Consider the following 20650-nt stretch of genomic DNA (forward strand, 5'->3'; position numbering starts at 1 on the left):
CGCGTTTCAAACAAACGTGAGCGGTGCATCGCGCTGCGACCGCGTCGCGTCCTTGCCTTGCCGGTGAATGGCGATCGGAAAAGCGGGCTTTGTCGAATGAAAGGGAGGTGAGTGTGTCTGAATTTCCTGAACATTGCCTTGAACCCAGATTCGCCGCTGCCGCACGAGGAGGTACTTCGTCTGTCGGAGATCCTGCATGAAGCGTCGCCCGATGTCCTGGCTATCTTTTCGCCATCCATCGTGTTCGAAAATTGTGGGCACTACGCTCCCCCGCGAAACAGGCGCGATCGTCATCGCGTGCGCTATTGCGACGCATGTGCACAGCGCGGCTACCACAGCTATCTGCATGAGCTGAGTTGGGTTTCCAGATGTCCGTTCCATATGTGTGAACTGAAAGACGCATGGGTCGGAGTGCATGCAGATTCCGTCGCCGCCGGACACATGGCTGCACTCAACGTCGTGATGCAGGAGCGCTGCAGGTCGTGGCCGCATTGCGACAACTCGTTTCCTTCCGCCGAAGATGGATATCTGTCGCTTCTTGGAGACTGGGTCACCCGCGCTAGCCTGGCCGCAGAATCCCGGTCGGGAAGAGAGATATGGCGTTCAGAAGACGACGGATTTCCGGGAGACCTTTCGTTGGCCCAGGCGTTTGGGCAGTTGCGTGCTCTGGTGCCGATGCCTGAAGCAATTGAGTCTCTCTTTGCGGAAGCCGGAGACACTTGGGGCATGGAGACCTGTCAGTTTCCGCAGCAGACCAGAATCAAGCTCGAGCAGTTCCAGTCACGAGGTCTCGGATTCGCCCGCATCTTTGACTTCTATAAGTGCATCGGCGCGTTTTCAGCGGCCTGGCCTTCTTTTGTCACCCGCGCCAGGCATGCCCAGGACTCTCTCCGGGAGCGCCACGGCATCTGTCGGTGTGAATGGGAACTGACGGTTGAAGGGTGGCACCCCAACTGGGTCAAGGTGCATGCGGAGGAACGCAATCACTGGTCGTTCCGATGTCGATTTGACGTTGCGATTGCTGAACTTGATCTCTGTTGGGCACGTCAGGATCCGGGGCAAATCAGGCGCAATCCAACGCAAAACCTGTTGCGTTTCGTTGGACTGGCTCAGGAAATGCATGCTGCGGGGCTTGTCCGATATTCAAAGGGTTCGAAGTTATCAACCAAAGGATACCTTTATACCGATCAGCAGATTGCGTCGTGTTGCGAGTGGTTCACGATTCAGTGCTCTCGGACTTACTCGAAAAGGCGGCCGACTGGGAAGTCGAGGCGGCACACAGCGCTGTTTCGCGGTGGTTGGATAACATTGATCATGGGCTTCAGCCAAGGCAACGAGATGACCCAAAATATTGCACCCGCCTGCGCGAAACCAACGATGGTATGTTGCTCATTCGGTGGGTCAAAAACTCGGAGGGCCGGCGGCCTTCTGCAGGCGTTTCGCCACGAACCGGCTGGACCAGAAAACAGAATAACGGCGTGGAGACCAACGAAAATGCCGCGACGTGAGCTGCTCACTGCGGCCCAGCGCTTCGAACTGCTGGCCCTTCCTGACGATGAGCGTGCGGCAACACCGCGGCGATCATGACCGGCTCGGCGTGGCCGTGCTCATGATCTATCTGCGTTATCCTGCAGCGTGGAGATTACTTGCAAAACGGGAACAAAATTACTTGAACCAACGACAGCAAAAGTCACCGGCTCTCTGACTCCGTCATTTGACATAAAAGAAATGATCAACATTTGAACTGTGGGAGCTTTTTAGTAATGTCCGATTCAGGCTAATTAGAAATGTCCGATTTCCGCCCTGAGGCGCACGCTGTCGCGATGCGTTGACCCAGGGGGCAATCATGAATAGGCGTGGCCTGATCACGGCAACCATGCGCGAACTGGAACGAGTCAAGGTCATCGAGGCGGTCATTGAAGGCCGCCTGCGCTGCTTTCAGGCAGCCGAGCGGCTGGACCTCTGTGAGCGCCAGATCAGCCGGCTGTGCCGGCGTTATGAGGCCGATGGTCCAGCCGGGCTGGTGTCGGGCAAGCGTGGCAAGCCGAGCAACCGTGAGTTGCCCATCGATCTGCGTGCACGGGCCATGGCACTCGTGCGTGAGCGCTACGCCGATTTCGGACCGACACTCGCGTGCGAGAAGCTGGCCGAATCTCATGGCCTGGTGCTGGCGAAGGAAACCGTGCGGCGCTGGATGCGCGATGCCGGGCTGTGGGTGCCGCGCCGGCAACGGCCACCGAAGATCCACCAGCCGCGGGCCCGGCGCGCGTGCCTCGGCGAACTGGTGCAGATCGACGGCAGCGACCACCGGTGGTTCGAGGACCGGGCGCCAGCCTGCACACTGCTGGTGTATGTCGACGACGCCACCAGCCGGCTGATGGCGCTGCATTTCACGGCCACGGAATCGACGTTCAGCTACTTCGAGGCGACGCGGGCGTATCTGGAGCGCTACGGCAAGCCGGTGGCGTTCTACAGCGATCGGGCCAGCGTATTCCGGCCCACGTACAGCCGCACCGGCGCGCGGGGCGTCACGCAGTTTGGCCGGGCGATGTACGAGCTCAATATCGACACCTTCTGCGCGAACTCGAGCCCCGCCAAGGGCTACGCTGCATAGTGCACCTCATAGGTCGGTTGAGTGGGTGTTTATGTGGCGGAGCGTCGGCCACGGGTCTTTCCCTGGTGTAGGAATTTCACCGGTGCGTCGGCGCCGGGTGGCTCGAAGAGATATCCGCCCTTGTCGTCGTAGCGGTGGGCTACAAGCAGCCCCGCACGACGCCAGGTCTTCACGGTCGTCGGCATAACATCCAGCCGCTCTGCGATCTCGTCCTGGGTGAGCATTCCACGTTCACGTAACCTGTCACGATGACTCGTCAGCTTGTGTGACAGTCGAATCCGCGTGACCATTTTTGAACTAAACGGCTTGCCCCAGCCAGAGACGTGTCCCTGACGATTCAGCTGCGCCGCCGTTTCACCCTCGGTGTACTCGTTGAGAAGCCGATCCATTTCGGCAACGACTTCGCGTGGGGTCTGCCGTAATATCCACGCCGGCCTGGATAGCGGCACATGTAGCGTGTGTGTGGCGCCACCATTAAAGCGTATCTGAACGCATACGTCTGCACCTTTAAGCAAAGTCACGTCTGCGATGAGCAGTCGCGCCATGCGCTTTCGTTCGCGATCAGGTGTGCGGGGATCATTCCACAGACGAGGGAAGTCTCTGGCGAGTGCCATGATGCTCGCACGCTGTTTATCGTCAAGTCCGGTGTGATCTGCTTCGCGCCGCTTTTCGTAGTGATCCTGAGCGTCGGCGAGGGTGCGTAGCGCGTGGTTCCATTCAGCTTCGAGCGAGTCCGCGACCAATCGGTTCGCTGGATCGACCTGCATATAGCGGCGACGTGCCAGATCCGCTTCGTAGCGTGCTCGCTCTAACTTGTGGCGGTGCAGCCGGTCACACTCCTCAGAGCGACCCTCAAGTTCCTTCTGTATCGCCAGCGCGACCTCAAGCGTGACCGGCGTGACTGTCTCCACGAGCAACCTGCCAACGGCATTGTCAAGCTCACCACCGTGAACATGCTGGCACATGGGCGCCCCATGTTTGATGCCGTGACGCTGGCACATGTAGTCCGGCACCCTGCGCGTGCCCTGGACGTGATAGCGCACTGTCATTCGCTCACCGCATCTGGCGCAAATCGCAAGGCCCTGCAACAGCGCCGGACCTTCACGTGGCGCGCCCCTTTCCCGATCCATGCCCAGTGCGTGGGCATTCTCACGCAACACCTGAACATTCTGTTCGAACTCTTCCCAGCTCACATAAGCTTCGTGGGCGTCGTGGATCAGCGACACCCATTCCGCAGTGGGTATCCGGGCTGAGACCTTCTGCCCACCGGGATGCTTTCGATGGCGCGTGCGCCCGAAGCAGTACGCACCTGCATAGCGCGGGTGATGCAGGACCCACAGTACGCGTGAGTGCTCGAGTTCGCTCCACAGCACATCATCTTTCCGGGCTCCGTGCTGGACCCGATGCGGGAACAGAAGACCTTGCTCACGAAAGGCCTTGACCGTCGCCCACGCCGAACCGGTGCGTCGAAATGTACGGAAGAGCTGCCGGATGCTTTCCTGGATACGAGCGTCCGGATCCAGGCGCACGCGTGACCCGGTGTCATAGACAAAGCCGATGGGCAGCCGCATCTCCAGTTCCCCGCGACGCGCCTTATTGAGGATCCCGCCGCGCAGCCGTGCCCGCATGACGTGCAACTCAGCCTCGCTCATCGTGCCCTTCAGGCCGAGCAGCAATCGATCATTGAAATGCGCGGGGTCGTAGACGCCATCCTCGTCAAGAATCAGGCAGTCGGCCAGTGCGCAAATCTCCAGTAGTCGATGCCAGTCGGTGGAATTGCGTGCCAGGCGTGACACCTCGAGCCCCATCACAATCCCGGCGTGTCCCAGGCTTACCTCGGCGACAAGGCGCTGGAACCCTTGGCGATCTACCGCGGACGCGCCGGACAGGCCGAGGTCCGAGTCGATTACGACCACCTGATCATCGCGCCATCCGAGGGCGATCGCACGCTGTCGGAGGTTGTACTGGCGCTCAGTGCTCTCGGTATTCTCAAACAGCTGTCGCAATGTGGACTGCCTGTAATTCCGATCTCGGAATTATCGACATAATTCCGTGCAAAAAAATATGACCGAGTAGTTTGATTTTTATCGCACTCGTAGCGATTTCGTCCCAACGAAGTCGGCATTATCCTGACTCATCTTAAGGCAATCTTGATTGAAAGGTGGAGATCATCATGGAGCCGTCTTATAGTCGGTCGTGGTCGTTGAAGTGTGTGCTAGAGGGGCCGCTCGCGCCCTACATCAGTTCCTTTACTAAAACACTCGACGACCAAGGATTTACTCCTGAGTCGAGCCACGTGCAAACCCGATTGGTTGCTGATTTTAGCCGTTGGCTCAAGCAAACACACGCTGCTTTACCAGCGATTACGGACGAGCATATACCGCGCTATCTTCGTTATCGGGCTCGTCATCGACGTCCCAGATCAAGCGACACCTACGTATTAAAGCGGATGCTGGATTTTCTGCGCCAACAGGGTGCCATCGCAGAGTTGCCGACCGTTGCCATCAAGGTGACACCCTATCGGAAAGTATTGGACGAGTACACAGTGTACTTGCAGCAGGAACGTGTACTTTCGGCCGAGACGGTCGATATCTATGCGCGTTTTGCCCGAGTCTTTTTGACGGCCTGTTTCCCTGACCGTAAAAAGATGCAACTCACTTCGCTTCGCGCCGCTAATGTCATCGCATTTGTGCAGGAGCAGGTAAAGTTGCTGCATCTGGCGCGGGCAAAAATGATGGTCACTGCGCTGCGATCTTTCCTCCGCTATTTGCTTTACTGCGGCGCCGTCAAGTGTGATCTCTCTGCCGCTGTACCTACTGTTGCCAACTGGTCGATGTCAACAGTCCCTCGTGCGATCGCGGTGGAGCATGCGCAAGCAGCGCTCGCATCTTGCAACCGTCAAAGCGCCGTGGGCTCCCGTGATTATGCAGTTTTATTGCTGCTGGCGCGACTGGGTTTGCGCGCGGGCGAAATCGTCGCGCTCAAACTGGATGACATCGATTGGGATAGTGGAAGTCTCTATGTGCACGGTAAAGGCGCAAGAGGATGCCCCATGCCGCTACCGACCGATGTGGGTGAGGCGATCGCCGACTACCTGCAGAAGGGGCGACCACACAGTACCAGCCGCGCTGTATTTCTGCGTAGCGTGGCGCCGGTGGGGGAGTTCAAGGGGCAGGAAGCCATCGGATCTATCGTTGTTCGCGCGCTGGAACGAGCGGGGATTGATACGCCTCGCAAGGGTGCGCATCAGTTTCGACATCGACTGGCCTGCGATCTATTGCGCCAGGGTGCTTCCCTGGCAGAGGTTGGCGAGCTGTTGCGCCATCGTCATCCAGAAACAACGGCGATCTATGCGAAGATCGACCTTGCTGCCTTACGCACGCTGGGCTTGCCCTGGCCGGGAGGTATGCAATGAACACATTGCGCGAAGCGGTTCAGAGCTACTTAGCGTTGCGCCGCGGCCTGGGATTCAAGCTGCTTCTTGCCGGCAACGCTTTGCAGGACTTTGTCACGTTTATGGAAAGGCGGCGGGCTGTTCACATCACCCTACGCCGCGTGCTCCAGTGGGCACAGCAACCAAAGCACGCTCAGCTGGCAACTTGGGCAGCACGATTAGGTTATGTCCGTGGATTTGCCCAGTACTACAGTGCCTTCGATCCACACACGGAGATTCCGCCGTGCGCCTTGATGCCGTACCGCCCGCGCCGAGCGAAGCCCTACCTTTACAGCAGCAAAGAAATTGAGGCTTTACTTCAAGCCGCATTGACTCTCTCCGGTGGAGTGGGCCTGCGTCCGTGGACATACTATTGTTTCTTCGGTCTGCTGAGTGTGTCGGGATTACGCCTCGGTGAAGCGCTCGATTTGACACGGGAAGATGTTGACCTGGAGGAAGGCATTGTGACGGTTCGGGGGAAATTCGGAAAAATGCGGATGGTGCCACTGCATAAGTCAACCCGGCAAGTGCTTGCTGATTACGTAAAACGTCGTGAGCGTTTTCTTGCTGGACGCTCCGCGCTCCACCTGTTTGTGTCAAGCACGCTTAATCCATTGCATCGCGCGGACGTGTACAGAACGTTCCATGCGTTGTCGCGCCAAATCGGTTTGCGCAGCCCCACCGCTACCCACGGTCCGCGTTTACATGATTTTCGCCACCGATTTGCCACAGAGACCCTAGTGCAATGGTACCGCAATGGCGAAGATGTTGAGCGCCGCTTACCGCTTTTATCCGCTTATCTGGGGCACGTTCATCCGAGCGATACCTACTGGTACCTCAGCTTGTGTCCGGAGCTGATGGGGCTGGCGGCAAAACTGCTCGAACATCACTGGGAGAACCCATCGTGAAATCGACCGCCCGCTTTTCCACCCTTCTGCAGGCCTTCTTCACCCAGCGACTCATGCAGCAAAAGCAAGTCAGTTCACACACGATCGAATCTTATCGTGACACGTTCCGGTTGCTACTGAAATTCATACAAAAGAGACGACACAAGCAGCCGGCCAGTTTGTTGTTCGAAGATATCGATGCACCACTTATCTGCGCGTTTCTCGACGACTTGGAAAAGCAACGTGGTATCAGCGCGCGCAGCCGCAATGTTCGCCTCGCCGCCATCCGCTCCTTCTTTCACTATGCGGCCTTTGAAGTACCTTCTCGATCCGAGCAGATTCAACGGGCACTCGCTATTCCCGCCAAACGCTATACCCGCACTCAGGTCGGATTTCTGACACGACCAGAGGTCGATGCGTTACTGGCCGCGCCCGATACGAGGACGTGGAGTGGTCGTCGGGATCACGCGCTGCTCCTGACGTCGGTGCAAACCGGCATGCGCTTGTCTGAAATGACAGGACTCAAGCGACAGGACGTGACCTTGGGCACGGGCGCCCATGTTCGGGTAGCGGGTAAAGGTCGAAAGTCCCGTTGCATACCCCTCACCGAGCAGACCCGTGCGATCGTCAAGAACTGGCTGCAGGAGACTGCCAAAGCAGACAGCGACATCGTGTTTCCCAATGCGCGTGGTGGTCGTCTAAGCGCCGATGGCGTGAGTTACATTCTGACGAAACATATTGAGACGGCCCGCAAGACCTGTCCCTCCCTGCGAAAAAAGCGCGTGACTTTCCACCAGCTTCGACACACCTCGGCGATGGAAATGCTGCGAGCGGGTTTCGACGGCACCATGATTGCCCTGTGGCTTGGTCACGAGTCCCCCGAAACCACACAAATTTATTTAGATGCGGACCTCGAATTAAAGAAGAAAATGCTGGAGAAAGCCACACCCCATGACGGTAAGCGGGGAATTTACCGACCTGATGATCAACTGCTGGCCTTCCTCAATGGATTGTAACGGGCCAGAATAATGCCGAGCATTGTGCCGCCGCATGCTGCGACAGTACCTTGCAAATAAGAACTTCAATTACATCATTCATAAATGCTCGGCCATAACTTTTTACACGGAATTATGCCTGACATACAGGTAGGCACTTCTTTTCAGATGCCGGGCCTGGACTTTCGCGTTCGTCTGATCGCTCATGCCACCACCTCCACCGTCGCAATTGCCATCGTCGCCACAATAGCGACCAGATTCTGTTCGAGACCGACAGGCAGATTCGGTCCCCTCGGGTGCGCAACCGGTACTGGACTAAATGGAAGCAATTCGGTGACAGACTTCATCCAGACCGCCATACCCTTGAACATAAACAGGGCGCGGCCTCGCATCTGCGTGGGACCACCTCCGCCCGGTTCGAGAACTTCCCGGCGCAAGTCTTCGTAGTACCGGCTTAGGGACGGGGCATCGCGCGCCGTTACGGGAGGATTTACCGTCGTTTTTTTTTCGAGCGCGCCAGGGCGCGCTCCACGGTGCGTCGATGCACCACCAGACCAAACCGCGCCGCAATCCGATCAATCAGTTCCTGCACTTCCAGCCCGGCGTGAATCGCACACGCTTCTTCGATGAAGCGCATCACCTCATCGGTGATCTTGTGAGGTCCATGAGGACCGCGCTTGACCGGCAGCAACCCAGCCAAACCATCGCGCTCGAAGTCGGCCTGCGCCTTGTAGAAGGTCGGCCGGCTGACTCCGAAGTGTGCGGCCGCATCCGCAATGGTTTGCCCGTCCACGCGTACGCGTCGCAACATTTCGTAGCGGACTTGAACCAGATCCCGGGGATCGAAGAAGTCGCTTTCGATGAAGGCAGGATCAGCGACGTCCTGCGGGCGCGGATTCACAGTGCCACTCTCTTCGAGAGCAGCGAGTTTCGGGTCGGGTTTTCGGAAGCGGGACATATGTAATGCAAATTATGACCAAATGTATGTGATGTCAAGGTCTTTTTGCATTTTTTGCACGCGAATGCCCAGATAATATGGCCGATTTAAGCCTAGGACTATCTGGCCATGAACACAGAAGCATCACTGAATGGCGTAATTTAATTTACATAAAAGGCATTATTTACTTGACATTTTTCTCCTGCCTGCGCGACCTTTTGAATGTCTGCTCGCTTCTCCGTACCGGGCAATGAGCATGGTCAATTGCAACAGATCTTCAGTGCGGAAATGCGCTCGTCCCGCGGACACTGTCTCGAATGCATTGGGATCCGCGGCGCTCGTCCAGGCTGCCGGCATGCGCTTCAGGTCACCCGCGTCGTCGTGGAAGTAGACGCGGTCTTCTCCCCACGTGCTGCGCCGTTCTATAAGCGTGAATTCTCGTCCGTGCAACGGATGGAAGGGATGAGTGACCCGAAACAACTGTTTCGCATCGGTCAGATCGCGTGCAGTTGACTGCTTTTGCCAAGGGCCGCGTCGAGCGCGCGCACCTGACACTGCAGGACCGGCTCGTGAAGGAACTGCGGCTGCGCGGGATCAGCACGATCGCCGGCGCCAACGCATATGCGCCCGCCTTCATGGCCGCGTACAACGCGCGCTTCGCGAAACCGCCGAAGAGCGACTTCGACGCGCACCGGCCACTGCGCGCTGACGAGAGTCTGGACCGGCTGATGACCTGGCGCGAGACCCGCCGCGTCTCGAAGTCGCTGACCGTGCAGTACGACCGCGTGATGTACCTGCTGGAGGACACGCCGGTGAACCGGAAACTGATCCACCGCTACATCGACGTGTGGGAGTACCCGGACGGACGCATCGAGATCCGCGCAGATGATGAGGTTCTGCCATGCAGGCCGTACGACAAACTGGCCGAGGTCGATCAGGGTGCCGTGATCGAGCACAAGCGGCTCGGTTACGCACTGCAGGTCGCGCAGGTCATCCAGGCGCAGCGCGACAACCGGCGTATCTCCGGCTCCCCTTCCCGCACGAATCAAGGCCAGGCTGTGCGCAAACCGAAGCGGCCGCCCGGCACGAAGAAGCAACGCGAATTCACGCAGGCCGACATCAACGAGGTGGTCGCGGATCTGGCACAGCGCAGACAGCCGGAACCATCTGGAAAACCTGGTCGTCGGTCTACAGGTGTGAGCTGAACGGACTTAAGCGCCCTGCTTTTGCAGGCACTGTTCTTCAACACTGCATGAACGGTAACCCATGAAAGACAAATCTTTTAACCCTCAAAAACACGACATCTGTATTTAGCTGCCGCTACGACATCTTGAAATGGCCTCGACATGAACGGTCGTGCTTTTTCCGTCCAGGTCCATCCGCGAAGCCCGAACCTCGTTACCCCGGCAACCGTGCAGCGGGCATAAAGTCGTGGACGGTCAGCGAGACCGCCCGTCGGGTCGCGCCAGGCGTTTTCGTTGCGCAACGGCGGAGATCCGGTTGCGGCCGTTTTCGAACGTCGTCAGCCTGAGCGTCCCGTGGGTGCCACGCGGTAGCCAGAAACATTCTTCAGGTGCGTCACGTGCAATGACGCCTTCGACCTCGAGGCCGCATAGCGACAGTGTAAAAACCACAGCGCGTCGATCCGGGGAGATGGCGGGCGCGCGATCAAGCGCTTCCGTAGTGAACCCCGTCCAAAGCATTCGCGATCCTTGATGTGTTTTGCACCACGCCTTGCTGGGATCAATCTGCCAGAAGCTGGAAGCGGCGCGAGCACTGTCTGACAGAATGTGATCCAGCGGATGTCCGGGACCCCTCGATAATGGGTCCCGAAACAGGCTTCGGTCACCGGATGGCCGTCTCGCCGTTGCCAGCTGAGGGTTTTCGGTTGCGGTCAGGCGGTGGACAATAGACCGTTAGTTGCGGATTACTCGATATCGAGCAGCACAGCTTTTGCAGGAGCAGTGTGGATGAGCGGAACGGGCGACAGCGCTCCGACGGCAGAGTACCGGTCATGCAGAGATGCCAGTTCCCGCTAGCGTGAACGCAATAGCCGCTTCTGAAGCAGCTCTTCAACCAGGCTATTAATGCTTTCTTCGTAACCGCACGCCATTTACGCGCCGCATTTACGCGCCGCGAAAACACATCATAGTCATGCGGCTGCAGGATCGTACACGCCCTGAAATATTTCATACACTCAACTTTGCCGCGAGAACCGCATTTGGCATCAAGAATGCTGCAATATCTGAAAGCACACCGGCCAAATCGCCTGGGTCAAAAGCGACATCACCAATAAACGCACGCCATTGTTGCTGTTTTTGCTCATCCGCAGCGAAGACCTGCGTCAGCGCATCCGGCAGTTCGGTGGGAACCGCGGTCCCTCGACGGGCAAACGTCGCTGCGATCGCCCGTGCCAACCGATCGCCTTCGAATGCAAAGGAGCGGCTAATGATCCAGATATCATAGAAGTCTTTCAGCCGGGTGTTCGCATGCCCCAACGCCACCATCGCCTGGAACTTCTCCGCTATGACGGTTTCCCGAGCGTAGGCGCGCAATCGCGGCGCAGGAAAATCCAGCAGGGCTGGGTAGTCCAACATCTCGACACCTGGCTCCACCGCATCGCCAAATCCAACGTCGATCGTCAACCTGATTCGGGCACCGCTGATGGACGCCGTAGTCCGCAGCCTGAGACCGCCATATTCTGTCTCCTCGCGAATACGATCGACCCCGAGCGAGTCAGCGTCGAACGTCACGCCGTCGTTGAATTCTTGACGCAGAATTTCGCGAAACGTAGTCAGCACCTGCTCCGGATTTGAATCACCGAAGCCAAGCAGGTCAAGATCGCGCGTACCACGATGCGGGTCGTCAAACCAGCTTATCAGGAGCATGCCGCCCTTCAGCACGAAGCGGTCAGCATGACGCGATTGGCTCAGCCGGAACAAAAACCTCTCCAAAGCAAAGCGCGTCAATACCAGGTCGAAACTCTGGCCGTTCGACTTCGAAAGCTGAAGTAATTTTGCGCGGACTGAGGCACCGACGTTTTTAATTTCCTTAGCCATTCGCGGTCAGTGCCTCCAGATAGGGGCGAATGACGGTAGCAACGCCACCACATTCAGCCTCGCGGGCGATCATTCCGGGAGTCGCCTTACGTTGTTGAAGCGCCTCCTGAAGCCCTTCGATCGCAACCGAAAGTCCGATCTTGGTTCGGTGCCGGAAGCAGTCCGCGATGGTTTTGGCTACACCAAATACCTTTACAGGCACGCCTTCGACAACATGAATCTCAACGCCTTCGGTGAGTAGGGCCCCGGTGAATCGGACAACCCGCAGTGGCATACCGGCATTTATGGGAGCCCAGTCCTTCTGGCCAATAGCCATCCAGACCTTGCCAGGAAGGCGATCGGTGAGCCCATGAAATGCGAGTGCCGAGACGAGACACACGACCCCCTTTGGCAGGCGCTTGGCTACCTCCGCCAGCGTGTGATTGGCGTCAAGCGGGGCGTCGGAAAGCTGATAGAGCCCGCGGTCAAGCCGAATCACCTCTCCTGCCCGTTCCATGCGGCTCACAGTAGCTGCAGTCACGCCAGCGGCCCGAAATTCGGCAAGGCGTACGATTCCGCGGGCCTTGAGCAAGGCATGGGCGATATGGCGTTGAGAAAGGGCTGGGGACATTGATACAAAAACGCGGAATATATGAGCTATACACCAAGGATTTGTATCATACCCGAATACACGCCAGTTGTCGCAGCACCATAGGGTGCTCCTAGAGTCAATGATAACAAACAGCCCGCAGCGGCCCTATCCAAGCGTGGATGCCTCGCGCCATGAGGACTGGATCGCCGAGCAACTGGACGCGGTTAAACCGCCCGATTCTCCCGGGCGCGCGGCGCGTTCATGTTCGTCATCAAGGTAGTCGAGCGCGTCGCCGACCGGCTTGAGCGGATTGTGCCGACCGGGTGGCGTGGTGTCATCGTCCGGCTCGCCCTCCGTCTCCGGCTGCTGACGGAAGGAAGCCAGCGCGCAGCGATGCTCGCCATAGCCATGCATGCGCACGAAATGACGTGGTCCCTCTTCCCGGACCCGGGCCGTCAGCCGCGGTTGCGTGGCGGCTCCCGGCCAGCAGTCGCATTCGAGCCATTGCCGTACGTGCCGCCCGTTGTGCATCTCCTCAAGGATGGCCGCCACCCGTTCAACATCTCCGCCCGGACGTCCTGCCCGGCGCTGCAGAACCTGCGCACCGCCGTGCTCTCTTCAGGGATGAGCTGCCGCTTGACCCTGTCGGGGTGATCCCGATCAATCAGGCGCATGGCTGTCCGTCCTCAGTGTGCATGACGCGTGAGCATCGCGAGACTGCGCACGCTCGCGAGCGACGCCTCGTAGCCGCGCAGCGAGCCGTGTAGCTGACGGGTCACGGGTTGTGTCGCCACGCTCGTCGATATCCCGGTTCCGACAATGGGCCGCGACGGTGGTTCCGGCAGGACAGAAAGCCGCTCGAAGCGGATAATGCGCGATGAATGACTGTTCATCCGGACGAGGCCGTCTTCGACGAGCGTGCACAGCATGTCCTTGACTTGGGCGGTCGACGTGTCGGAACGCTTTGCCAGTTCGTGTGCCTGATACGCGCGTCCTGGCTTCATGAGCTGGAGCAGTTTTCCGGAAGTGAGTTTCATCGTATTCTCCGCCACACCGTCGTGCAGTGTACTGCGGCCGGCGCTTGCAGACCATCGGGCCGTTCAGTGCGGCCGGCACCCGTCTGATATGCCAACTCGACTGCATACGACGGACGATTGCTGGTCTCGGGCTCGTCAGGCGAGAGACCTGTTCACGGCCCTTTCTCAACGCCGCCGTACTTCGAGTTGACCGAGCTTTTCTGGTCGCCGCCGACTGATTTGCACTGGCTCAGGAAGTCACCGCGGGCGCTCGATGTCCCGCTCAGATCAAAGTGGCCGTGGTGATACTTCACGATGGAAAAGTAGTTCGCCTCGTACTGGCTGCAGTCGCTGCCGCCACTCCCACCGTTCATCAGCCCGGCAAGACAGAGCACCGCACCGCACGCGTCCTCATTGTCGTCGGCGTGCGCCGGTGCGCTAATGAACTGGCCGGCCAGCAGCGAGCTGGCCAGAAGCATTCCCAGAATGGTTTTCATGGTGTGTCCCCCCTGCATCACAGCAGTCCGTGCAGCAGCGCGAACGCGCCCAGAGTCACGGCGGCCGACACCAGTGCGGCCCCGCCCATCCATGCCGCGAGTTCGAACCGTGTAAGGGCCGACCTGTTGCTCCAGCCTGCCTCGCGCAGCACGTCCCTCAGCAACTGGCGGCTGCGCCCATTGGCCTCGTCGTACTGCCGCAGCGAGATCTCACCGAGCAACTGGTCGCGGGCCTGCGCGAAACTCACCGCCTGCGCAAGCACGTCGGCGCTCGATTCGGAAAACTGCTTCAGGAACTGTTCGTGGCGCGACGCATACCGCAGCAGCGTCAGCTCCCCGTCATCCTTGAACTGTTTGCCGCTTGCCTCGAGCAGTTGCGACAGGTCTTTCACGTCGCGGCGCAGGAGCGACAGCTCGCCAAGCACCGCCCCGATCAGTTCCTCGCGGATCGCATCGTCTGGTGCGCCCATCAGTGCACCAGTACATCAAAGACCGCATCAAGTTCCGAAGCCGCCCGGTTCGCGAGGCGCTTGAGTGCAACCATCTGGCGGATGTAGGCGCGCTGGGCTTCGGGCGCTCCCTCCTCCATCGCCTTTGCATTCCACGCGACATAATCCGTGGGGTCGTCGCGGATTTCGATGATTGACCTGTCGAACGGCTTGATCTTTTCGAAGATCGGGTTTTCGTAGATGACCGCCTCGTTGTTCAGGACGAAGCCGCCTTTGCTCTGGTGATGATCGAATATCCGCAGGAACGCCTTGCGAAGGTCGGATTTCGTGTCGACCGTGTTAAACAGCAGCCGGATCCTGTCGGGCCGCACGCCAAGATCGCGCAGCTCGTCCAGCGTCGCGATGGTGTCGACCTGCTGTTTGACCACCGGTACGGTGGGAACCACGAAGATATCGAAATCCTCGTGTGATCCATCGTAACGTTGCATGAGACCGATGAAGTCTTCGACGTTCGATGCGCCTACGTCGACGACGACATTCTTGAGCATCATCATCTGCTCCTGCAGTTCGTCGAACTGGCTTCCCCGAAGGGCGTCCTCTTTTTCGTGATCGTCCGAGTTGATCGATTCGATCGCGATGACCTGCGCACCTTCGAGGCGCGGTGCGAGAAGATGACGGGCGACGGTGCTCTTGCCGACGTTCCCGGAAAAGTTGATGACTGCAATCTTCATAGTGTCCTGCTCCTGTTGTTCAATCTGACGATGACGGTCGCGAGACGAGCGCGGCCGCCCGCTGTGATCTGCTGCTTTACGGTTCCATTTCGAGGGTCGGCCCGTCGTGTTCGACGGTGTGTGACTGCGGGTCTCCTCCATGCTCCCGCGACGCATGGTGCGTCGACTGCGGCGCGGCCTGGGCCTGCCCCCGCTGTTCGCGCGCGATCTGCTCGCGCACCGCCTCGATGGTCGCCTCGCTGACCTGCGGCATCGGCACCTCCAGCGGCCGGTTAGCTGCGCGCGCCTCGGCCACGGCGCTTTCGAACTCCCCCATCAGCTTCTCCTGCTGCTGCGCCGGCAGACCCTTGATTTCGTCACGCAGCACCTCGCGCGCGGCCTGCGCCTTGATGCGTTCGCGCGCCTCATCGAGCGTCTTCCGCTGTTCCTTCGAGTATTCCCAGTCTCCGTTCAGGAAGCGTTCGCGCGCCTCATCGATCCGACGGCGCTCATCCACGTCGCGGCGCACGCTGGCCAGCGCCTCGCGCTGCACACGCGTGGGCAGACCGGGTACATCCGGCGAGGACACCAGCCATTCGTTGCGTCGGCTCCCGACCGACTTTGGGGCGAGTTCTTTACCCTTGTCGTCGAACTGACGCTGCTGCGTGGTTACCGTTTTACTGCCACCCTTTTCCAGCTCGATCCGCTGACCGGGTTGCACACCGCTTTCGCCGATCGCGCGTTCGAGATCCAGTCCCCACACGGTGTGTTCACCGCTGGCCGTGCGCACGGTCGCGTAATAGCTCCGGTTCTGTTTCGGATCGTGATTGAACGGTGCCGCGCCGTGCGCGACCAGTACGCCCGCGGTCACGCCAGCCGCAGACTGATCCAGCGGCGGCGAGGCCGGTTGGGAACCCGCTGTGGGCTGATCTGGCTGCGGCGGCTGCCTGTCAGCCTTCAGGTCAGTCTTCGAGTCAGCCTTCGCGTCAACCTTCGATCTCGTCTGCGCCGGCCCGCGGCTCGCCTGCCGGGACGCCGGCATCGGACCGGCGACTGCCCCGCTGGCGGGATCCTGCACGGGCTTGCCCGGGCCCACGGTATCGGGTTTCTGGCCGTCAGCTGTATCCAGCGAGTTCGTGCGGGCTGCCTCGCCGTGATTCGATCTGTCTGCGGCGCCGATGCGCATCGCCTCGCGCGCGGCGGTCAGCGCGGCCCGATCCTGCGCAGCAGGTTTGAAGCCGCGTGTTGGCACGCCCGCAAGCTCGGCCGCAATCCACGCCTGCCGGCGGAATTCCTCGCTGCCCTTCAGTTGCAGCTCGCCCCAGTGCTTCGCCTTCGCGACTTCGACCATGTGCGCGATCACCTCGCGGTCCTCGCTGGCCGTGGCGAGTGAACGGCCCTTGTCCTCGAAGTGCACCGTCTCGCTTTTGCGATCGAGAAACTTGCCCTCATGCGCGACATAGCAGTTACTGACCGACTTCGGCACGTCATAGCCGGTCTTCTCGAAAACCGGCTTCGGCCGGACGCTGTTCTCCGGACCGTCGCCCTTCTTCCCGAGCAGTCTGCCAGTGCCGACGGCCGGCTTCACCGCCTCGTCGGTCGCCGTGTCGGCGGTTGTGTCGGTCGCGACGTTGGGTGCGGCGTTGGATGCGACGTGGGGCAATGCATCGCCCTTGAGAAGCCTTTCGGCCTTCTCCCGATCGGCCGAGCGGATCTTCTTCAGGTGCTCTCTGGTCGCGTTATCAACAGGCGTGTCGGGACCGCCGGGCACGGCGCGCGCGTCCGGCTCGTTCGCCGGTGGCGTAGTACGGGCGCGGATTGACGACGCGTCGCCCGTGTTGGCCGCATCGCGTTCGCGGTAATCAATCTGGTCGGCAGGAAATTCGATTTCGTTCATATCGTCACTCCTTGAGGTTCAGGCTGCGACTGAGGTGCTGCGGTCTGCCCCGACACGGCGTCCCCCGCGTCCGGCAGGACTTCACGCAGATAGGGCATCAGCTGGAAGAGCGATGCACGGATGCTGTTGCGGTTGGCGAGGTGCGCAGGCGCGAGGACACCGATCTCGTGTTCGCGAACATTTCGGACGTCTAGCGCCTGCCCGGCGGACTGTGGGGCCGCGGCTGCGGCCGCCGCGGCCTGCTGCGCGCGGCGGGCCGCATTCTGCGTCTGCCACCACTGCTCGACGTCGATCCTGGGCACGGGTGCGCACAGCTCACGCGCGACGAACGCGGCGTGTTTCATCTGTGTTTCGTCCGGAAGCTTCGGACCGAAACCGAACCACGCGCGGCGGCGGTTGGTCTTCTCCAGCTTCGCCATCACCCCCTGCAGGTAGGGGCTCTGCCGCACGAGCCGGTCGACGAGCTCGGCGTCTTCATAAAAAAACGCCTTCTCGCACAGGATCGGCTCGCACCCTTCGATCGTGATGATCTGTTTGTTGTGCTTCAGGGCGCGCAGCTCTTGCGGCATCATCAGTGCCCTGCCGTGCTCCGATTCGTTGGTGCTGGTCGACGAACTGCGGCCACGACTGCGGCTCTTCGAGCGCGCCATAAGCGTGAAGGTCCCGAGCATCTTCGAGTACTCTTCCGACTCCTTCACCGTGCGCGGCACGTAAAGGCTCCTCATCTTGCAGTTGATCGCCAGCGTTTCGGCACCGTGCTTTCCATACAGCTTCGGATCCTCGAGCTGGGACATGCCCTGGAAAATCAGCATCAGCCTCAGGTTGTAGCCCGCAATGAACGCGTTGGCCGTCTCGATGATGTCGATCTTGCCGGGCGCTGCAAACTCGTCCAGGATCAGCGCACACTGGTATTTGAGCGCGGGATTTTCCGCAGGCAGCTCACGCGTGTTCAGATCGATCAGCTGCGAGAAGAAGAGATTGACCAGCAGCGCGCCGGCTTTCAGGTCCCCCGGCTTGATGCCGACATAGATCGACATGCGTTTTCTGCGCACATCAGCCAGATCGAAGTCCGAGCGGCTGGTCGCCGCGTCGACCACTGGATTGCTGAAGACGTTCAGCGGCGCGGTCATCGTCGATACGATATTGGCAAACGCCTCTTTCGATTGCGACAGGAAGCGGTTCAGCGCATCGAGACATTCGAAGGTCAGCGGCGGCAGCCCCCCGGTCGCTGGAGTCGCGTGAGCGGCATCGGCGCGCGTGCTGACGATCGACAAGATATGTTCGCGGATCGCACGGCCCTTCCCGGAGGCCTGTCGTAACACTTCGCCGAACGTGCAAGGCAGCGAGGGCGTTTCCAGCAGGTACAGGACGATCCCGATGAACAGGTTGCGCGCATTATCGTTCCAGTACTTCAGACGCGCATCGACGTTGGACGGATACAGATGCTCGCCGATCGTCATCACGTCGCCCACTCGCGTGTACGGCGCGCGGCGCCGGATGTATTCAAGCGGGTTGTACGCGTGCGAGCGGCCGTCTTCCGAGAACGGCGCCCACAGCCAGGTTTCGTGACCGCACGCCCGCCGGTAGCCGGACGTGTACAGATAGTTCTCTTCCTTGATGTCCTCGACCACGACCGAATCGGGATAGGTGAGAAGATTCGGGATCACGAGCGATGTGCCCTTGCCGGAGCGGGTGCCGGCGGCCGCCATCAGGAAATCCTGGCCGTAGTACTTCAGGTATTCACCCTTGTACTTGCCCACGATGAACGGCGGATACAGGTGTGGCGAAGTCGTCATGGCTATTTCTTCTCCAGCAGGCCCGCTTTCACGATGTCACCGCGGGTGGCGAACCGGGCTTCGCCAAACTGCGCGAGGCGCTTGCGGCCCGACACGAGTGCCATCGTGATCACAGCCACCGGCAGGCACGTGATAGTCACCGACAGCAGCGTGCATACCTTGAGCGCGCGTACCACCGCGGGCACGTCACCGTAGGCGTGCCAGTAGTCGTACAGCGTGAATACGCCCACACTCCCCTCAGGCAGCTTCTGCATCTTCGCGAAAAGCTCGCCGGCGGCGAACTGGCCGAGGAACGCGAAGCCGCCCAGGATCAGCAGGAAGACCACGACGGGGATCAGGATTCGAAGAGGTTTGGGCATGACGGGTCCTCAATGGGTGGGCGCGTCATTCGCAGTCTTTCCCATCACGCGTCCTGGAGTCCGGTAACGCGAGTTGCCTGTGCAACCGCATCGCGTCGCGTACATTGCGGAAAGGGCCGTGAGACGCATTGCCCCGGGCGTGGCGGCACAGATCGACCGGCTCCCACAGCAGGTAGCGCCACTCGTCGTAGACCAGGTATCGCGCGATCGACCAGCCCGACGGGTGGACCATCGCGAATTCGCCGGACGGCCGCCATCTGCACAGACCGGGATCGTCAGCGGCCACCACAGCGGCCACCTCGGTGACGTCCATGGCGCTCATGAGGTGCCCCCCAGCAACTGCGCCTTGCCGATCGGGTCGTACCAGATCTCGGACAGGCGCTTGTCGCGCATGAAGAGAACCAGGTCCACGGTCACGCGGACCTGTTCCATGATGAATTGCCAGTCGAGCGTCTGGCCCACCACGCTCTGTTTGATGAGCGTGGCGATCCGCGACGGGGTGGAGCGTGCGTCGTTGCAGTGGACGGTCGTGATGCCACCGGGCGTGCCGGTGTTGAGCAGCGTCATGTAGTCCCACGTTTCGTCGCCGCGCAGCTCGGCGAGAAACACGCGGTCGAACTTCATGCGCAGCGTCGAGCGCACCAGTTCCTTCGCGGGCAGTGCGTCGCTGAAGAACAGGTGCACGCGGTTTGGATGATTCGGCAGTGACAGCTCCGGCGTATCCTCGATCGTGCCGATGCGCTCGCCGGACGGCACCAGGTCCGAGAGCGCCTTGTTCAGTGTCGTCTTGCCGGAGCCGGTGCCGCCGGCAAGCACGATGTTCAGCCGGTTTGCGACGGCGAGCTCGAGCATGCGCGTCACGTTGCGCTGGCTCTTCGCTTCCAGCATCTCAAGTTCGAACGGCTGCAGGTCAAGTGTCGCTGGCATGGCGCGACGCGGCGAGACGTCGCGATAGCCCTCGAACCAGCCGTTGCGCTCATACTCGGCGACGGAAAAGCGCACGTTCGACGGGATGCGGATCGTGATCGAAATGGTGTCCTGCTCGCACGCCGGCTGCATCAGCACGTGCCCGCGCTGGCCGTCGGGCAGCACCACGGGGTGAATCGGCTCCTTGGTGGAGAACCTGCCGCCCTTCATGACCGTCAGCGCGTTGGCGAGCTTGAAGCACGCATCGAGCGTGCAGGCGGGCGCATCGTGCCGCTTCCAGCTGCCACTGCCCTGCGTCCAGATTTCGCCGGGCCGGTTAATGGCCACCTCAGTGAGGCTGCCGTCGAAGAAGTTCGCGATGCCCATCTGTTTGAGGAAACTGCGGGCGATCGTGCCTTTCTCGATCACATCGATAACAACGGCGCTCATTCGTACTCCTTGTCAGCAGGTAGACATACCCGGTCGCGGACCGGGCGCCAGTCGGGGGGCAGTTAGTCGGACGG

The 20650-nt window shown here is 60.1% G+C and carries 19 protein-coding genes and 2 pseudogenes; 7 read left to right on the forward strand and 14 right to left on the reverse strand.

Annotation, left to right across the window (positions count from 1 at the left end; translation table 11 throughout):
- Positions 1-111 precede the first annotated feature (111 nt).
- On the forward strand, positions 112-1587 hold the full coding sequence (locus B0G71_RS40255; RefSeq protein WP_181916998.1) for a hypothetical protein: 1476 nt from the start codon (positions 112-114) through the stop codon (positions 1585-1587).
- A gap of 259 nt (positions 1588-1846) precedes the next feature.
- Positions 1847-2602 (forward strand): annotated as a pseudogene (locus B0G71_RS40260) (ISNCY family transposase); the annotation flags it as partial.
- A gap of 41 nt (positions 2603-2643) precedes the next feature.
- Here B0G71_RS40260 and B0G71_RS40265 read toward each other — a convergent pair.
- Entirely contained in the window at positions 2644-4620 is a 1977-nt protein-coding gene (locus tag B0G71_RS40265) for a recombinase family protein (RefSeq protein WP_116150077.1), read from the reverse strand.
- A gap of 167 nt (positions 4621-4787) precedes the next feature.
- On the opposite strand from B0G71_RS40265, the gene B0G71_RS40270 reads away from it, so the two are divergent.
- The 3 genes from B0G71_RS40270 to B0G71_RS40280 are packed head-to-tail and all read left to right on the forward strand — an operon-like array spanning position 4788 to position 7950.
- Positions 4788-6029 (forward strand): site-specific integrase, encoded by a 1242-nt coding sequence (locus tag B0G71_RS40270; protein ID WP_116117523.1) that lies wholly within the window; start codon positions 4788-4790, stop codon positions 6027-6029.
- Positions 6026-6955 (forward strand): tyrosine-type recombinase/integrase, encoded by a 930-nt coding sequence (locus B0G71_RS40275; protein WP_116150079.1) that lies wholly within the window; start codon positions 6026-6028, stop codon positions 6953-6955. Before B0G71_RS40270 ends, B0G71_RS40275 begins: the two co-directional genes overlap by 4 nt.
- Positions 6952-7950 carry a site-specific integrase gene (locus B0G71_RS40280; protein WP_181916999.1) on the forward strand — a complete coding sequence of 333 codons (999 nt, stop codon included), beginning with the start codon at positions 6952-6954 and terminating at the stop codon, positions 7948-7950. Before B0G71_RS40275 ends, B0G71_RS40280 begins: the two co-directional genes overlap by 4 nt.
- 469 nt (positions 7951-8419) lie before the next feature.
- Here B0G71_RS40280 and B0G71_RS40290 read toward each other — a convergent pair whose 3' ends face one another.
- Together B0G71_RS40290 and B0G71_RS42840 are read right to left on the reverse strand one after the other, a co-directional pair.
- Entirely contained in the window at positions 8420-8887 is a 468-nt protein-coding gene (locus B0G71_RS40290) for a helix-turn-helix domain-containing protein (protein WP_116150082.1), read from the reverse strand.
- A gap of 159 nt (positions 8888-9046) precedes the next feature.
- On the reverse strand, positions 9047-9421 hold the full coding sequence (locus B0G71_RS42840; RefSeq protein WP_404935507.1) for a DUF5372 family protein: 375 nt from the start codon (positions 9419-9421) through the stop codon (positions 9047-9049).
- On the opposite strand from B0G71_RS42840, the pseudogene B0G71_RS40300 reads away from it, so the two are divergent.
- Positions 9388-10071, forward strand: a pseudogene (locus B0G71_RS40300) (ISNCY family transposase); the annotation flags it as partial. The gene B0G71_RS42840 and the pseudogene B0G71_RS40300 overlap by 34 nt on opposite strands.
- A 984-nt stretch (positions 10072-11055) precedes the next feature.
- Here the strand turns inward: B0G71_RS40300 and B0G71_RS40310 are convergent.
- Together B0G71_RS40310 and B0G71_RS40315 are read right to left on the reverse strand one after the other, a co-directional pair.
- Positions 11056-11925 (reverse strand): nucleotidyl transferase AbiEii/AbiGii toxin family protein, encoded by an 870-nt coding sequence (locus tag B0G71_RS40310; protein WP_116150083.1) that lies wholly within the window; start codon positions 11923-11925, stop codon positions 11056-11058.
- Positions 11918-12535, reverse strand: coding sequence for a type IV toxin-antitoxin system AbiEi family antitoxin domain-containing protein (locus B0G71_RS40315; RefSeq protein WP_116150085.1), 618 nt, complete (start codon positions 12533-12535; stop codon positions 11918-11920). Before B0G71_RS40315 ends, B0G71_RS40310 begins: the two co-directional genes overlap by 8 nt.
- Before the next feature lie 222 nt (positions 12536-12757).
- Here B0G71_RS40315 and B0G71_RS40320 point away from each other — a divergent pair, with 222 nt between their 5' ends.
- Positions 12758-13150: a hypothetical protein gene (locus B0G71_RS40320; protein ID WP_116150086.1), complete on the forward strand. Its 393-nt coding sequence runs from the start codon at positions 12758-12760 to the stop codon at positions 13148-13150.
- Positions 13151-13182: 32 nt separating this feature from the next.
- On the opposite strand, the gene B0G71_RS40325 is transcribed toward B0G71_RS40320, so the two are convergent.
- From B0G71_RS40325 to virB11, 9 genes are all read right to left on the reverse strand, one after another.
- Complete coding sequence (locus tag B0G71_RS40325; RefSeq protein ID WP_116150088.1) at positions 13183-13533, reverse strand: hypothetical protein; 351 nt, start codon at positions 13531-13533, stop codon at positions 13183-13185.
- A 152-nt stretch (positions 13534-13685) separates the two neighbouring features.
- Complete coding sequence (locus B0G71_RS40330; protein ID WP_116150245.1) at positions 13686-14009, reverse strand: TrbM/KikA/MpfK family conjugal transfer protein; 324 nt, start codon at positions 14007-14009, stop codon at positions 13686-13688.
- A 17-nt stretch (positions 14010-14026) separates the two neighbouring features.
- Positions 14027-14479: a hypothetical protein gene (locus B0G71_RS40335; protein WP_116150090.1), complete on the reverse strand. Its 453-nt coding sequence runs from the start codon at positions 14477-14479 to the stop codon at positions 14027-14029.
- A complete protein-coding gene (gene stbB / locus B0G71_RS40340; RefSeq protein ID WP_116150091.1) occupies positions 14479-15189 on the reverse strand; it encodes a StbB family protein in 711 nt (236 codons plus the stop codon). Before stbB ends, B0G71_RS40335 begins: the two co-directional genes overlap by 1 nt.
- A 76-nt stretch (positions 15190-15265) precedes the next feature.
- Positions 15266-17065: an LPD7 domain-containing protein gene (locus B0G71_RS40345; protein ID WP_116150093.1), complete on the reverse strand. Its 1800-nt coding sequence runs from the start codon at positions 17063-17065 to the stop codon at positions 15266-15268.
- A complete protein-coding gene (locus B0G71_RS40350) occupies positions 17062-18861 on the reverse strand; it encodes a type IV secretory system conjugative DNA transfer family protein (RefSeq protein WP_116150094.1) in 1800 nt (599 codons plus the stop codon). The genes B0G71_RS40345 and B0G71_RS40350 overlap by 4 nt, the downstream gene beginning before the upstream one ends.
- A 2-nt stretch (positions 18862-18863) precedes the next feature.
- Positions 18864-19220, reverse strand: coding sequence for a hypothetical protein (locus B0G71_RS40355; RefSeq protein WP_116150096.1), 357 nt, complete (start codon positions 19218-19220; stop codon positions 18864-18866).
- A 25-nt stretch (positions 19221-19245) separates the two neighbouring features.
- On the reverse strand, positions 19246-19542 hold the full coding sequence (locus B0G71_RS40360; protein WP_116150097.1) for a hypothetical protein: 297 nt from the start codon (positions 19540-19542) through the stop codon (positions 19246-19248).
- On the reverse strand, positions 19539-20576 hold the full coding sequence (gene virB11 / locus B0G71_RS40365; protein ID WP_116150099.1) for a P-type DNA transfer ATPase VirB11: 1038 nt from the start codon (positions 20574-20576) through the stop codon (positions 19539-19541). Before virB11 ends, B0G71_RS40360 begins: the two co-directional genes overlap by 4 nt.
- Positions 20577-20650: the final 74 nt, after the last annotated feature.

Origin of the sequence: Paraburkholderia sp. BL27I4N3, from assembly GCF_003386115.1 — a bacterium.
Lineage (GTDB): Bacteria > Pseudomonadota > Gammaproteobacteria > Burkholderiales > Burkholderiaceae > Paraburkholderia.